This window comes from Phycisphaeraceae bacterium, assembly GCA_015709595.1.
Lineage (GTDB): Bacteria > Planctomycetota > Phycisphaerae > Phycisphaerales > SM1A02 > CAADGA01.
This window is the reverse complement of sequence record CP054178.1, coordinates 800,965-815,959: the sequence shown is the minus strand read 5'-3', so window position 1 is coordinate 815,959 and position 14,995 is coordinate 800,965. Positions and strand designations below refer to the sequence as shown.

The following is a 14,995-nucleotide window of genomic DNA, read 5'->3' as shown; positions in this document are numbered from 1 at the left end:
GTCGCCGTTGAGCGTCGCGCCAGTTACTCATCGAACCCTCACCCCCGCAAACTCCAGCAGCATCGCCGCGTGGCTTTTGATGCCGCGCTGGTAGCAGGTCAGCTCGAACTTCTCGTTGGGCGAATGTACGCGGTCGTCGTCCAGACCGAAGCCCACCAGCAGTGAATCGAAGCCGAGAATCCGCTGGATCGAGCCCACCAGCGGGATCGACCCGCCCGTGCCGATCAGTTTTGTCTCATTCGTGTACACCCTGCCCAGCCCGCGGGCGGCGGCCTTGACGAACGGCGAATCGCCCGGCACGCGGATCGCCGGGCTCATGCCGTGCGGGTGAATCTCCCAGCGGCAGTCGGGCGGCGTGCGGGCTTCCAGGAACGCCTTGATGCCGTCGTACACCTTCTTCGGGTCCATCGAGGGCACCAGGCGGCACGAGAGTTTGGCCGTGGCCTTGGAGGCGATCACCGTCTTGGCCCCTTCGCCGGTGTATCCGCCGTACAGCCCGTTGATGTCGCAGGTGGGGCGCGACCAGACGCGTTCGAGCGTGGTGCGGCCCTTCTCGCCGCGCGGCGTCTTGAGCCCCGCGCCGCCGAGGAACTCCACCTCATCGAACTCCAGCGATTCCCACTGCTTCCGCTGCTGGGGCGTCAGTTCCTCCACGTCGTCGTAAAAGCCGGGGATCTGGATGACGCCGTCGCTGTTGATGAGCTGGCCGAGAATGCGGCAGAGGTCGTTGCAGGGGTTGGCGACCGCGCCGCCGTACATGCCCGAGTGCAGATCCATGGCGGGGCCGTGGAGCGTCACTTCCACGTACACCAGCCCGCGCAGGCGCGTGGTGATGGCGGGCGTATCCACATCCCACATGCCGGTGTCGGAGACGATGCACACGTCGGCGGTGAGCATGTCCTTGTGCTGTATGAGGAACGGGTCGAGCGACTTGCTGCCGGATTCCTCCTCGCCCTCGATAAGCACGGTGATCCTGGCGGGCAGTTCGCCGTGAGTTTTCTTCCACGCGCGGAAGGCCTCGATGAAGAGCATCACCTGGCCTTTGTCATCGACCGCGCCGCGGGCCACGATGCGCTTGCCGTGCGGCCCATCGACGATAGTGGGCTCGAAGGGCGGGCTGGTCCACAGATTCAGCGGGTCGGGCGGCTGTACGTCGTAGTGGCCGTAGTACAGCAGGTGCGGCCCGGCGTAGCCCTTGGGCCCCGGGTAATGCCCGACGACCATGGGGTGCCCCTGCGTGGGGTAGGGCTTGGCGTCGAAACCGATCGAGCGCAGGTCCGCCGCCACGTGCTCGGCGCAGCGCCGGGTGTCGGCGTTGTGCTTGCTGTCGGTGCTGACGGAGGGGATGCGCAGCAGGTCGCTCAGGCGAGTGACGGCGGCATCGAAGTCGGCGTCGATGTGGGCGAGGACTCTGGTGAGGTCGTGGGTGGGCATGATGGCATCCTGACGGTCACGGTGCGTGACGCGATCATAGGGGTGTGACAACCGCGCCGAACGTGAATCAGGCGCCGGAGTTGTTGCGGACAGGCGCGCAAGTCATCGCGTGTTCGTTGCGGACAGCGATGAACCATGCCCTTCCAGCGTTCTTTGCGTGCGGTCGATTTCCGCCATCTCGTACCGCACGAACGCCTCGATGGCCTCGTACTCCGCCAGCCCGAGTGAGTCGTAGAGCTTCGCGGTGGCGCGGTTGCGCTGCTCGGCCCGCTGCCAGAACTCGCGCTGATCCGTGCCGGGGAAGAGGGCCTTGTCCTTCTGCGACTGGTGCTTGAAGATGGCGTTGATCTTCCGCCGCAGCTCCTGCGGGCTGAGCGGCACGGCCATCTGGATCTTCTCCGGCTCCCATTCCTGCCACGCCCCGCGGTAGAGCCACACTTCGCAGTCGCGGAACCAGGAGAAGCCCGCTCCCTCACGGTCGCGGCTCACTGGGGCGCTGGTGACGTCCGCTCCCTCACGGTCGCGGCTCGCTGACACCTCACGGCTCGCCGAGGCGCTGCCCGCGCTGATCCGCTCCAGCGCCTGCATGATCGCACTCAGGCACACCCGGTGCGTGCCGTGCGGGTCGGACAGGTCGCCCGCCGCGTACACCTGGTGGGGTTGAATCTTTTCCAGCAGGTCCACGATGATCTGAACGTCCTGCTCCGACAGCGGCTTCTTGCGCACGCGCCCCGTCTCGTAGAACGGCATGTCGAGGAAGTGCAGGTTGGCATCCGGCACGCCGCACGATCGGCAGGCGGCGCGGGCTTCGCCCCGCCGGATCAATCCCTTCAGGGCCTGCACCTCGGGCGAATCCACCTGGCCCGGCGTCTTGTTCTTGAGAAACTGCTCGATGTGACGCTCGATCTCCGCCGCCCGCTGGTGGTCGATGCCGAAAAGCTGGTTGAAGTCTGTGGCGAAGTCGGCGAAGCGGATGGCGTCGTGGTCGAAGACCGCGATGTTGCCTGAAGTCTGGTAGGCCACGTGGACCTCGTGACCCTGATCCACCAGCCGGATGAGCGTGCCGCCCATCGAGATGACATCATCATCCGGGTGAGGCGAGAAGATCAGCACGCGCTTGGGAAAGATCGCGTCGCGCGGGCGGTCCAAGTCGCCCGGCTGCTTGGCCGTGCGCGGTTTGCCCCCCGGCCAGCCGGTGATGGTGCGGTGCATCTCGCGGAAGATGCGCAGGTTGATGTCGTAGGCGTCGCCCGACTCGGCGAGCAGATCCTGCAGGTGATGCTCGTTGTAATCCTCGTCCGTGAGCTTGAGAATGGGCTTGCCCGTAGTCTGCGCCAGCCAGAGCACCGCCTTGCGGATGAGGGCGTCGCTCCACTCCATCGGCCCCAGCACCCACGGGCAGCGACAGCGCGTGAGTGATGCGGCGGCGGCCTCGTCCAGGTAAATGCGCGCGTCCGGATGATGCTGCAGGTAACTGGCCGAGACGGACGGCGACACGTCGCCCTCCACCGCCTGCGCGATCACCGGGGCCTTGTGCTCGCCGAAGGCGATCAGCACGATCCGCCGGGCCTTGAGAATCGTGCCTACGCCCATGGTGATGGCCCGACGGGGCACGCTCTCCTCGCCGAAGAAGTCGCTGGCTGCGTCCATCCGCGTGATGCGGTCGAGCGTGATCAACCGCGTACGGCTGTCGCGGGCCGAGCCGGGCTCGTTGAAGCCGATGTGCCCGGTGCGCCCGATGCCCAGCAGCTGCAGATCGACGCCGCCATGCTGCTCGATCGACCGCTCATACTGCTCGCAGAAGGCGAAGACGTGCTCGATTGGAACCGTGCCATCGGGAATGTGAATGTTGGCCGGGTCGATGTCCACGTGGTCGAACAGGTGCTCCTGCATGAACCGCCGGTAGCTCTGCAGCTCATGCGGCTGCATGGGGTAGTACTCGTCCAGGTTGAACGTGACGACGTTGCGGAAGGAGAGCCCCTCCTCGCGGTGCATGCGGACGAGTTCGTTGTACACGGTGACGGGCGTGGACCCCGTGGCCAGCCCGAGCACGCAGGGGCGGTTCTCCGCTTGCCGGGCGCGGATGAGCGCGGCAATTTCCCGCGCCACCGTGGCCGACACCTCGTGCGGCTCGTGCAGAACGGTGACGGGAATGCGCTCGCGCTGGGTGAGGTAGTCAGGCGTCATGTGCGATTATTGGCGCGGCGACGGTCGAGTCCCGACCCGCCGAGCCGCCAATCGCCCGGTTCCGCTGCTCCCGATGCGACGTCGTCCGCTGCCATCTCGTTGCGGGTTCGGACGTCATCGTCCGACTGGTCCACCCCCGCGCGTGCGGGGGCTGGCGCCGCCTTCATGCCCTATACTCCGCCATCTCGTCCGCGTCTGGAACCGGCGCCCGTGTCAGGCGGGCGACGGGCATGAAACCCCCCCTGACGACATCATTCCGCACGATGCGCGCCTGATCCGCTGGCGAAGCATGTGCGTTTCGCGCACGAGACCCCATGGCCATTCATCCATTGCCTGTTTTTGAAGCCGACGCCGACCCCGCGCGCCGCGACGCCATGACCGACCGGGAGATTTACGAGCGGCTGGAGGTTCCCAAGTCGCTGGTGGTCAAGTTCGGCGCGATGAAGATGATCGCCGAGTTCCGTTACGAGGGCGGCGTGAAGCCGGGGTGCGGCACCAAACTGGTCGCCCGCACCCACCGCGGCACCGAACTGGTGGAAATGCTCACCACCACCTGTGAGAACTCGGGCTGCTCCAAATCGATCACGCGGCGGGAGATGCTGGAGTACATCGAGAACTCGGGCGGACGGGATTTCCCCTTTCACACGAACGGGTTGATCCTGCGCGTCGCCACCATCGATGACCTCAACCGCGCCGGCGCACTGGAAGCCAAGAGGCCGCAGTGGGTCAAGGAGATCAAGCAACTGGTGCGGGAGCGCGGGTTGGACGTTCAGATGAAGGTCGTGGATGTGGAGCCGATCCTCGGCGAGGAGATCCTCACCGTCTACTACATGTCCGAGGAGCGCGTCGACTTCCGCGACCTGGTGAAGGAACTGGCGGCCCGGTACGGCACGCGCATCGAGATGCGGCAGGTCGGCGCCCGCGACGAAGCCCGGCTCGTGGCGGACTACGAACGCTGCGGCCAGCACTGTTGCTGCAAGAACTTCCTGAAGGTGCTCAAGCCCATCTCGATGCGGGCCGCCAAGATGCAGAAGGCCACGCTCGACCCGCTCAAGATCTCCGGCCGGTGCGGGCGGCTCATGTGCTGCCTGCGCTACGAGGACCAGACCTATCAGCAGTTGAAGAAGAACCTGCCGCATCGCAAGACGCGCGTGGGAACGCCCGAAGGCCCGGGAATCGTGCTGGATTCCAAGATTCTCGCGCAACTGGTGCTTGTGCAACTGGAGCACAACGGCGAGGAGATCGCCGTGCCGGTGGAGGAGCTCTCTGATCCCGAGACTTGCCCGCGGCCCAGTGAGGGCGGGGCGAGGCGCTTCGCCCGCGTCGAACCCGAGGATCCACTTCGCGGCATGACCGAGGACGAGGTGGAGGAACGGGTCTCCGGGAGCAGCGCCGGAGAGCGTCGAGGCGGCGAGGAACGCTCCCGTCGCGGCGATGATCGACGACGCGATCGCGGCCCGCGCGATGATCGGGGCGCCGCGCGGCCGGATGGCGGTGAGGCGCGAGGCGGGGAGCCGCGACCGTCCCGAGCCGACCGGCAGGATCGTTACCGCCAGCGGAGCCAGCGGCTTGAGCGGGAACAGCCGACATCGCCTTCCGAGTCATCACCCGAGGATGCGCTCCGTTCGGACGAGACAGTGTCCGCTCGACAACCCGAGGTCGATCAGCCCGCGGACCATCGGTTGGAGGACGGCGCCGCCGCGTCGGGCGAAGGCGTCCAGCGACGCCGGGAGCGCGGGCGTCGCCGTCGCCGTCGCGGGCGGGGCGAACGCCCTGATGGGGAGCGAGGCATGACGGCCGGTCCTGACTCGGGCGTCGGATCGGATCGCCCGGCCGCGCCGGAGGGCGGCGGTGACCCCGGCGTCGAAGATGGGGGCGGTTCCGGCGCCGGAGAAGGGCGACAAGGCGGTCCGCGCCGCCGTCGCAGGCGTCGTCGTCGCGGCGGGGGCGGGCGCGGACCGGATGGCACATGACGATGAGGACGTGCGACTACCGGGTCAACGCGCTGGAATCCTTCACGCCCAGCGTCTCGTAGATGCGCTTGGTGGCGCTGGACCTGTTGAGCGTGTAGAAGTGAATGCCGCGCACGCCTTCGTCCAGCAGGTCGCGGCATTGCTCGGTGGCCCAGTGGACGCCGACGCGCTCGACGGCGTCGGGATCGTCCTGGGCGCGGAGGAGCATCTTCTGAAGCCGCGCCGGGAAGTTGGCGCCGCCCGCCAGGTCCGCCATGCGCTTCATGCCCGCGATGGAGGTGATGGGCATGATGCCCGCGATGAGCGGCGCCGTGATGCCCGCCAGTTCGCAGCGCTCGCGCCAGTCGAAGAACGCGCGGTTGTCGAAGAAGAGTTGCGTGACGATGTAGTCCGCCCCGGCGTCGACCTTGGCCTTGAGAAAGTCCATTTCGCGGAGCCGGTTGGGGGTATCGGGGTGCCCCTCCGGGAAGCCCGCCACGCCGATGCCGAACCCGCGCCGGTCGGGGTGACGGCCAGATTCGTTGAAGAGCCGGATATGACGCACCAGGTCGGCGGCGTGACGAAAATCGGCGGTGTCATGGCGATAGTCGGGCCGGTCGCGCGGCGGATCGCCGCGAAGGGCGAGGATGTTGCTGATGCCCGCCTCGGCGTGCCGGGCCAGGATGGCGTCCACGTCGGCCGGCGCGTGGCAGACGCAGGTGAGGTGCGGGATCGGGTCGAGCGTCGTCTCACGCCGCAGCCGGACGACCAGGTCGTGCGTCCGCTGGCGCGTTGAGCCGCCCGCACCATACGTCACCGACACGAAAGAGGGAGCCAGGGCCTCGAAATCCGCGATGCGGCCGAACAGCGCCTCCCACCCGTCCTCGGTGGCGGGGGGGAAGAACTCGAAACTGATCGTCGTGCGATGCCTCGCGAAGATGTCGGCGATGTGCATTTCGGTATGATACGTCCCGCCGCGTGATTCGACGCCGCCCTGAATCGACCCCGCATGAGTTACCGCGCCAAAGTTCCCAAGCCGACCGTCAAGCGCCTGTCGTTGTACCTGCGCGAGCTCGAGCATCGGGTGGAGCAGAAGCAGCCGACCATCAGCAGTCGGCAACTGGGCGATGCCCTGGGTCTCACCGATGCTCAGGTGCGCAAGGACCTGGCCTATTTCGGACAGTTCGGGCACCCCGGCATCGGGTACGACGTGACCAACCTGGTGGATCGCCTGCGGAAGATTCTGGGCACGGATCGCACGTGGAACACGGCGCTGATCGGCGCCGGAAACCTCGGACGCGCCCTGATGGCCTATGGCGGGTGGCAGCAGCGCGGCTTCGACATCGTGGCCGTGTTCGACCAGAACCCCGATCTCGTCGGTCAGTGGCTCGAGAATCACCGAATTCGGCCCATGTCGGATCTGGCCATGCTGGTGAAGGAGCGCGACATCCGGCTGGCCATGATCGCCGTGCCCGCCGACCGGGCGCAGGAGGTGGCAGACCGTCTCATCGCCGCCGGGGTTCGCGGCATTCTCAACTTCGCGCCGCGTCGGCTGGACGTGCATCAGGCGGTGAGCATCTCCAGCGTCGATCTGGCGCTGTCGCTTGAGCAGCTGGCCTTCCAGGTGTCGCTGGGTCTGCTGGGTTCGCTGGATGAAGACGATGACTGATCGCGCCGCGCCGCCATTCCGCGTGGGACATGGGTATGACCTGCATCGGCTGGAGCCGACGGCTCCCCGGGGACGAGGCCGCCCGTTTGTGCTGGGCGGCGTGGCGTTTCCCGATCATCCGACCGGTCCGGCAGCGCACTCCGACGGTGACGCCCTGCTTCACGCGATTACCGACGCCATTCTGGGCGCCTTGGGCGAGCCGGACATCGGACGGCTCTTTCCCGACAACGACCCTGTCAACGCGGGACGCGACTCGGCGGACTTCCTGCGCGAGGCGGTTCGCCGCATGCGAGCGGCGGCGTACGAACTGGGCAACCTCGACGCCACGGTGATCTGCGAGAAGCCGAAGATCGGCCCTCGTCGCGACGCCATCGTGGAGAACCTGGCCGCGCTGATCGGATGCGATCGATCACGCCTCAACGTCAAGGGCAAGACGCACGAGCAGGTGGACGCGGTGGGGGAAGGCCGGGCGGTGGAGGTGCATGTCGCCGCGCTGTTGATCCGCTTGGGGTCAACACAGGGTGACACGCGGCGACACGGAGGATGAGGAGCGTTGCGACTCGGTGAGGAAACAGCCGACCAGTGGACTGGTGGTGTTGTTGAAGTCGTTCGATATCAGCCCGCGTGAATGATCACGATGTCCGACAGGAGCAGCGCGGGCGACAGGCGAGTTCATCCGCGCCCGCTCCGTGCTTCGTTCACGTCCCCGGTGGTGAACCTAGTCCAGGTACACGAACTCGTTCAGGTTCAGCAGCATCAGGGCGAGATACTTCATCGCCTGCTCGGGTGTCTGGGCATCGACCGTCTGCAGTTCGTCAAGCAGCGACAGGCATTCGCGCAGATCATCCGGGTGCGGGTCGCGGCTGGTGAGCAGCCGGAAGGCGTGACGGATCTGCGCGGCGTGGTCTCCGCCCGCCTCGCGCTCCAGCCGCCGGGCGAACAGTTCCGCCTGCTCCTGCATGAACTCGCCGTTGAGCAGGGTGAGCGCCTGCGTGGGCTGTGTCGTGACGAATCGCACGTCGCAGGAGTTGTCGGTATCCGCCATATCGAAGCTGACGAGCAGCGGCATGAGCAGCGATCGCTTGATGTGGATGTAGATGGTGCGCCGGGCGGCCTGCCGCGGATCGGAGCGTCCCCACGCCTGGTCGGGGCGCGAGGCCGTCTGGAGCACCTCGCGCGGCATGGGCGGGTAAACGCTGGGGCCGCCCATTTCGAGGTTGAGCGTGCCGCTCATCGCCAGCACCGAGTCGCGCAGTTCCTCCGCGGTCAGCCGCCGCATGTTGAAGCGCGTGAAGAGGTTGTTCTCGGGGTCGGCTTCAATCGCCCTTGCGTCGCCGCGCGACGACATGCGGTAGGCGCTTGACGTCATGATGAGCCGGTGCATCGACTTGATCGACCACTGGCGGGCGGTGAACTCGCTCGCCAGCCAGTCGAGGAGCTCCGGGTGCGTGGGCGCCTCACCCAGCCGCCCGAAGTCGTTGGGCGTGCGCACGATGCCCCGGCCGAAGTGATGCTGCCACAGCCGGTTGGCCATCACGCGGGCCGTGAGCGGGTTTTCCGGGCTGGCGATCCACCGCGCCAGGGTCAGGCGGCGGCCTGATGTTTCCGCGCTGTCGGGCCGCGTATCGATGGGACGCGGGGGGGCGGCGGTGGAGGATGTCGCGGGGGGAGTAGGGGGGTCGGGGAAGCCGAGGATCGACGGGTAGCCGGGCGTGACCTTCTCGCCGATCGAATGCACGTTGCCGCGCTGACGCACGAATGAATCGGGCGGGTTCGCCCCCTGCTCCATGACGCAGAGCACCTCGGTCGTCTCTCGCACCGGCTTGCGCAGCCCGCGCAGGTCGGTCAGCACTTCCTGGTAGCGGCGGTGCTCCTCCTCGCCCAGGGCGGCTCGAACGCGATCGGCGAAGGCGGGAGAGAACCCCTCGCCGTACGTCAGCGACAGGATCTCGTGCTCGCTGAGCGCCCGCGCATAGAGGCGCACATCGTCCAGATCGCCCCGGAAGTGGTTGTAGCCCGGCATCATGCGTCCGATGTCGAGATGCGCCGGGGCGTCAAGCGGCCTGGTCGAGCCCTTCGCCTGCGCCACCGGCTCGCCGTCCACGAACAGCCGGATCAGGCCGCTCGAACGCTCGCGCGTGAAGGCCACGTGATGCCACAGCCCGTCGTTGTAGCCGGGCGGGGAATGAATGAACGTCTCCGGCTCGCCCGTTCCCGCGGTGATGCGCCCATCGGAGTGATACGAGACGCCGAAGTCGCGCACGATGCCGCGCACCTCGCCATCCACCAGCCCCGCGCCGAGGAACCAGCGATAGTCATTGCCGCCCGGTCCCGTGCCGGTGGTGCGCAGCCAGAAGGCGATGGTGAAGTCATCCTGCACCGGACGGACGATGCGGATGAAATCGCGCCGCCCGTCAAACGTTCGCGCTGCTCCGTGGCGACCATCGGCGGCGACTGCGGTACCCCGCATCTCCGCCTGCATGGCCGTCATGGCATGGCGGAATCGGGCATCGTCTGTCTCATCAAACGAAAGATGAACGACGGGACCAGCCGCGGCGTCGCCCGCTCCACCTGGGAGATGCCCGGGGTGAGGGCTCTTCGCCTCCGCGGCCAGCGTGTTGGCGCGAATCTCCTCCAGCCGCGACACCAGCCGATCGCGCCGCTGCGCGTAGTCCACCAGTCGATGGTGAAACTCCGAACTGCCCAGGTCCACCGGCACGCTGCGCAGGTAGTTCTCCGGGTTCACGCTGTTGCCGGGGTTGACCTTGTACGGCTTGATGTTCTCGAAGAACGCCAGGAAGCGGTAGTAGTCGCGCTGGGGGATCGGATCTTTCTTGTGATCGTGGCAGCGGGCGCAGCCGATGGTCATGCCCAGCATCGCCTGCGCCGTGGTGGAGATGACGCCATCGAGGTCGTCGTACTGCGCCTGCTTGACGTCCGTGGGCTCATCGTCCCAGATACCCAGCCGGTAGTACCCGGTGGCGGTCAGGGTGTCCACGGTGGCGTCGGGCAGTTCATCGCCCGCGAGCTGCTCGATGATGAAGCGGTCATACGGCTTGTCGGAGTTGAAGGCCCGCACCACGTAGTCGCGGTACTTCCACGCCATGGGCTTGGGCCGGTCGCGTTCGAAGGAATCCGTCTCGGCGTAGCGCACGATGTCGAGCCAGTGACGTCCCCACTTTTCGCCGTAATGAGGCGACTCAAGCAGCCGGTCGATGAGTCGCTCCCATGCGTCCGGTGCATCGTCCGCCACGAAGGCGGCCACTTCCTCCGGCGTCGGCGGCAGACCCAGCAGGTCGTAGTACGCCCGGCGAATGAGGGTGACCTTGTCCGCCTCAGCCGCGGGTGACAGGCCCTGCTGCTCGATCCGCGACAGAATGAACGCGTCGATGGGGTTGGCGACCCAGGCGTCATCGTTGACAGTGGGCACGTCCGGCCGGGTGAGCGGTCGATACGACCACCAGCCACCGTCGCGGCTCTCCCCGGGCGAACCTGCCGGCGCGACCGCCAATCCGAACCCGAGAGCCAGCGCGGCCGCGCTGCCCAACGTGATGAAATGAAGCGTGCGTCTCACGCTTACAGCATACCGCACGATGGCGGCCGCGCACACCGCAATCCGCTCATTCGAACCTCAGGTGAACAGGGCGACATGGCCGCCGGAAATGGCTCAGTCCCCCGCGTTGATCCGCTTCGTCTTCTTCATACCCACGGGGTCGAAGACCTCGACCTGGCCCTCGCCGTTCTCGGTGACGCCCAGCTTGACCAGTTCCTTTTCGTTGTCGTTGAAGGTCGTGAGCAGACCAAACCCGCCGGTGGTGACGCCCAGACGCACGATCGTCTTGCCGTCCTTGTTCATGGTCTTGAAGAGCCCGTGACCCCCGGTCGAGACGCCGATCTCGGCGAGTTCCTTTCCTTCGCCGTTGTAGGTGGTGACGACGCCTTCGCCGCCCTCGGCCACGCCCAGAGCGACCAGTTCCTCATCCTTGCCGTTGACCGTGGCCAGATAGCCCTCGCCGTCCGCGGTGGCGGTAAGGTTGATGATCATTCCGCCGTCGCGGTTGAAGGTCTTGGCGGTGCCATGCCCGCCGGGTGTGGCCCCGACCCGAAAGACCGGGTTCTCCTTGCCGTTGAACACAGTGATGGTGCCGGAGACTCCCTCGTTGCGGCCGTAGGTGTCTTCGAGCTTCAGCAGGATCGTGCCATCCTCTCTCACCAGGTGGAACGCCCTGGCCTTGATCACATCCGGCGCCGGCTGCGGCTGGCGGGCAAGACCCAGCAGCCCGCCGACCAGCAAGGCCAACCCCGCCACGCCGAGACCGGCTCTGAGGGAACGATTCTGGCGCTCCAGGCGATCGATGCGGGCTTCGAGGGTCATGGCGGGCATGTGCGGCTCCTTGTGGGTGGTTGGAAGAAATCGCTGTGGAGATGGGTTGGCACGCAGGCGCCGGTGCGTCATCACTGACAGAGAAGTCGATTCGAGACCCAAGAACCAGCTTCACCCTCGGAATGCCGGCGAAGCGGTCCATCGACGGGCGACGCCGCCAGTCTCTGCGTCCCGGGCGTCGCGCGACGACATGGTACCGGATGGCGTCAGCCGTTGGAACGCGGCGTGACCAGCATCCCACGGTTTGAAACCATTCCGCTACACTCTCCGCGGGAGTGTCAGCACGCCTGGTGGCGGCCACGGGCTTCAAACCCGGTGTGGGGCTGGTTCAGCCGGTCCCGGGTGGGTTCGATTCCCATCCACTCCCGTTGACGGGGCGTTGTGACGGATCGCGTCACTCGATGACTTCGCGTGCGTTTGGTGCCTGTTTTCAGGCACTTTCGCGCTGTTCGACAGTGAAGCGTCAGCGTCAGTCGGCGACATCCAACGACCACCCGCGACCCTCGGAAGTGAGCGCATTTGTGAGCGCATTTCGGGCGCGTCAGCCCCGTCCGTCCCGGTTGCCCGCAGCTCCGAATCGATCATCGCGTCGAACCGAGGCAGCCGCTCGATTGCATCCGTCACCGGCAGCAGGTCGGCATCGGTGTACGTCCGCATCGTCAGCTTCATGTCGCTGTGACGCATGGCGGCCATCGCCACCCGAGGTCCGACCTTGGCCCGGCTCAGGTTCGTGCCGAAGGTGTGGCGCAAGGCGTGGAAATCCACCGACCCCCGATCACCATCCTGAATCGGAATCTCCGCCGCCGTGCAGTCGGCGTGCAGTTCCGCCACGGAAGGCACGCCGCGCGGGAATACACGATCGGACGAAGCGGCATCGGCGGGCCTGATGGCTCGCAGCGCTTCCGCCAGATCATCGCGAATGGCGATGGCCGCCCGCCTGGCGTTCTTCGTCGTCGATGCACGGACATCGAGGAATGGCGACGGCGAGTCCAGATGCACATCGCCCCACTCCAGCGCCTCCAACTCGCTCCGGCGCAGGCCGGTCACAAGCGCCGCCAGGTATGCCGTGCGACGGGGGCCAGCCACGGCGAGCAGCCGCACGCATTCATCCACCGTCAGGGCGCGACGTTTCCGGCGCTCACGTCCCGCGGTCTGAACCCGCTCGACCGACGTCAACGGATTGCCCGCGATCTTCCCCTGTCGGTGCAGCCAACCAAGAAGCCCACGCGCCGCGCTCAGGTACTCGTTGAGGGTCTTGGCGCTCATCGTGTCGCCCTGGCGGCTTCGCCAGGCGATGAAGGACTCGGCCGAGACATCCCGAAGCAGAGACCAGCCGCACTCCTTCATCAGCCGCCGGATGCGCCACTTGACGGGCTCGAAGTACTCCTTCGAGCGCCTGCGCGCCTTCACGTCCGCGATGAAGTCATCCAGGTGATCCACCAGCGGACGTGCGGCGGCATCGCGTTGGACTCTGGGGGCGAGAATGCCCGCCAGCTCGCGTTCTTTCTCGACCACGATCTCCCGCAGACGGGCCTCGGCGATCCGCCGATCCGTCGTATGCAGCGCGACGTCATCCAGCTTCACCATGCCGGGCAGCTTGAATCGACCGCGGTAGTTCTCACGCGATCTCGACGCCCGCTTGCCGCGCCGCCTGGGAACGTAGACGTACTCGATCATGATCGACGCTCCTCCTTCAATCGCTCGATGTACGCCGTGACCTCGGATTGCGGCCATCGCGCGCACCGACCGACGTAGACCGGCTTCGAAAACTTGCACTGCGCAACCAGCCGCCATACCCCCCGGGCGCAGATACCCAATGACTTCGCCACCTGTCGCACGGAAAGAAGAAGATCAAGATGTGGTCTGTCGTCCATGACGAATCACCAGAAAATACGAATGAGAATCAGGCGGGCTTCGGATGAACGCCATCCGCTTCGCCGCCCTTGTTGTGCTGCCTCGCCTTGCCTCGCCGCGTCTGTTCACGCAGCCGCTCCGCCTTGGCCCTCGCCGCAGTCAGGTCGATATGCTCGCCCATCACCGCCGAGATTGCGCGGATGATCTCGGGACGCTTCGACATGGCGTCATAGATGGCCCGGAAGACCGGACTTTCGAGTTCGTGGAGGAACTCCTCCTCCTGTCCGATCTCATTGCGGCAGAACCGCTCGATGATCGCGGAGCGCGAGTCGCCGCGCTTGTCCGCGGCATCGTCGATCCGCTTGAGGAGATCGGCGTCGATGGTGATGTTGATGGCGGTCTTTCGGGCCATGGTGCTACCAGCATACACCATATCATACCATTGTGTCAAGTCGTCTCTTCAGGCCAGAACCGGTGAGCCAGCCGGACAGGCGACGGGCCGTGGCGGCTCAGGCCGCGATCTGAATGTGAACTTCACGTCCGATCGCGGTCGGCCTCGGGATCGGGTCGCCATCCTCCAGGAGCCCTTCCAGGTGGAACTCGATCGCCTCCCGGATGTTCCGCAGGGTCTCATCGACCGTCCTGCCGGTGGACACGCAGCCGGGAAGGTCCGGCACGTAGGCGCTGAAGTTCGCCCCCGCATTCTCGATCACGACGGCATAGGTCAACTCGTGCTTCTTCATGGCGATCACCTGGCGAGTCCCGCCTGCTTGCGGATGCTGTTCCATGTCCCCGGCGACAGATCATCGTTCAGGTTGCCGGGCACCGTGACCTTGCCCGGCCGCGTCGGGTGTTTGAACTGATGATGGCTGCCCCGCGTCCGATGCAGCCGCCAGCCCTCCTGCTCGATGAGTCGAATCGCATCCTTGACTTTCATCAGTGTAGCCCATCCCGATGCAGTGGAAATGCCGGGCGAACAAGGGGGAGTTGCTGCCCTGACCACCAGATGCTTCCAAGAAAAAGACCGCCCTGCCGTTAGGCATTGCGGTCGGCAGCCCCGTAGGGCTGTTGCCTGCGAATGTTTCTTCTTGTCGCGAAAAGCATTCGCGGGCTGAGAACAGGTACTTTGCATTATCCCCGATGCACACCTCCCGTCAATGCGAAGCTCAAGGACACAGGATTCGATCGCAAGCAGATAGCACCCGATCTCAGCCCCCGACCAATCCGCGACCCACGGCTTGCCGTCGACTCGTCGTTTCGTTGCGACATCGTCGGCGCTGGGCGTGATTCAGGCCATAGGGCCATGACGAAGAATAACAGGCATGTCGTTGACAGGCAAGCCGTGGAGGGTAAAATCAGCTCGCCACTGCGAAGCCCATCGGGCTCCGCAGCATGGATGCGGGTGTGGCGAAACTGGAAAACGCGGCGGTTTCCAAAACCGCTTACCTCCCAAAGGTTTTTGCGGGTTCGAGTCCCGCCATCCGCATTAACGGAAGGATATCGTCTGATTCACGA

General features: G+C 66.1%; 11 protein-coding genes, 2 tRNA genes and 1 pseudogene. 5 read left to right on the top strand and 9 right to left on the bottom strand.

Features of this window, described 5'->3' with window-relative positions; translation table 11 throughout:
* Positions 1 to 27 precede the first annotated feature (27 nt).
* Both HRU76_03440 and nagB read right to left on the bottom strand, forming a co-directional pair.
* A complete protein-coding gene (locus tag HRU76_03440) occupies positions 28 to 1,434 on the bottom strand; it encodes a dipeptidase (GenBank protein ID QOJ16695.1) in 1,407 nt (468 codons plus the stop codon).
* A 102-nt stretch (positions 1,435 to 1,536) separates the two neighbouring features.
* Positions 1,537 to 3,621, bottom strand: a complete 2,085-nt coding sequence (nagB, locus tag HRU76_03435; GenBank protein QOJ16694.1) for a glucosamine-6-phosphate deaminase — start codon at positions 3,619 to 3,621, stop codon at positions 1,537 to 1,539.
* Positions 3,622 to 3,935: 314 nt separating this feature from the next.
* On the opposite strand from nagB, the gene HRU76_03430 reads away from it, so the two are divergent.
* A complete protein-coding gene (locus HRU76_03430) occupies positions 3,936 to 5,594 on the top strand; it encodes a hypothetical protein (protein ID QOJ16693.1) in 1,659 nt (552 codons plus the stop codon).
* A gap of 16 nt (positions 5,595 to 5,610) precedes the next feature.
* Here the strand turns inward: HRU76_03430 and metF are convergent, their stop codons facing one another.
* The gene (gene metF / locus HRU76_03425; protein QOJ16692.1) at positions 5,611 to 6,528 is read right to left on the bottom strand and encodes a methylenetetrahydrofolate reductase [NAD(P)H]; all 918 of its coding nucleotides are present in this window, start codon (positions 6,526 to 6,528) and stop codon (positions 5,611 to 5,613) included.
* Between the two features lie 54 nt (positions 6,529 to 6,582).
* On the opposite strand from metF, the gene HRU76_03420 reads away from it, so the two are divergent.
* Entirely contained in the window at positions 6,583 to 7,242 is a 660-nt protein-coding gene (locus HRU76_03420; protein ID QOJ16691.1) for a redox-sensing transcriptional repressor Rex, read from the top strand.
* Positions 7,226 to 7,789, top strand: coding sequence for a 2-C-methyl-D-erythritol 2,4-cyclodiphosphate synthase (gene ispF / locus HRU76_03415; GenBank protein ID QOJ16690.1), 564 nt, complete (start codon positions 7,226 to 7,228; stop codon positions 7,787 to 7,789). Before HRU76_03420 ends, ispF begins: the two co-directional genes overlap by 17 nt.
* A 171-nt stretch (positions 7,790 to 7,960) precedes the next feature.
* Here ispF and HRU76_03410 read toward each other — a convergent pair whose 3' ends face one another.
* Positions 7,961 to 10,816 carry a DUF1553 domain-containing protein gene (locus tag HRU76_03410; GenBank protein ID QOJ16689.1) on the bottom strand — a complete coding sequence of 952 codons (2,856 nt, stop codon included), beginning with the start codon at positions 10,814 to 10,816 and terminating at the stop codon, positions 7,961 to 7,963.
* Between the two features lie 93 nt (positions 10,817 to 10,909).
* On the bottom strand, positions 10,910 to 11,626 hold the full coding sequence (locus HRU76_03405) for a hypothetical protein (protein ID QOJ16688.1): 717 nt from the start codon (positions 11,624 to 11,626) through the stop codon (positions 10,910 to 10,912).
* 271 nt (positions 11,627 to 11,897) lie between these two features.
* Here HRU76_03405 and HRU76_03400 point away from each other — a divergent pair.
* Positions 11,898 to 11,994, top strand: a tRNA-Sec gene (locus HRU76_03400).
* Positions 11,995 to 12,262: 268 nt separating this feature from the next.
* Here the strand turns inward: HRU76_03400 and HRU76_03395 are convergent.
* From HRU76_03395 to HRU76_03380, 4 genes and pseudogenes are all read right to left on the bottom strand, one after another.
* Positions 12,263 to 13,420 (bottom strand): annotated as a pseudogene (locus tag HRU76_03395) (tyrosine-type recombinase/integrase).
* A 109-nt stretch (positions 13,421 to 13,529) separates the two neighbouring features.
* A complete protein-coding gene (locus tag HRU76_03390) occupies positions 13,530 to 13,892 on the bottom strand; it encodes a ribbon-helix-helix protein, CopG family (GenBank protein QOJ16687.1) in 363 nt (120 codons plus the stop codon).
* 97 nt (positions 13,893 to 13,989) lie between these two features.
* Entirely contained in the window at positions 13,990 to 14,208 is a 219-nt protein-coding gene (locus HRU76_03385) for a type II toxin-antitoxin system HicB family antitoxin (GenBank protein QOJ19080.1), read from the bottom strand.
* 20 nt (positions 14,209 to 14,228) lie between these two features.
* Positions 14,229 to 14,417 carry a type II toxin-antitoxin system HicA family toxin gene (locus tag HRU76_03380; protein ID QOJ16686.1) on the bottom strand — a complete coding sequence of 63 codons (189 nt, stop codon included), beginning with the start codon at positions 14,415 to 14,417 and terminating at the stop codon, positions 14,229 to 14,231.
* A 461-nt stretch (positions 14,418 to 14,878) separates the two neighbouring features.
* On the opposite strand from HRU76_03380, the gene HRU76_03375 reads away from it, so the two are divergent.
* Positions 14,879 to 14,966: transfer RNA gene (locus tag HRU76_03375), tRNA-Trp, on the top strand.
* Positions 14,967 to 14,995: the final 29 nt, after the last annotated feature.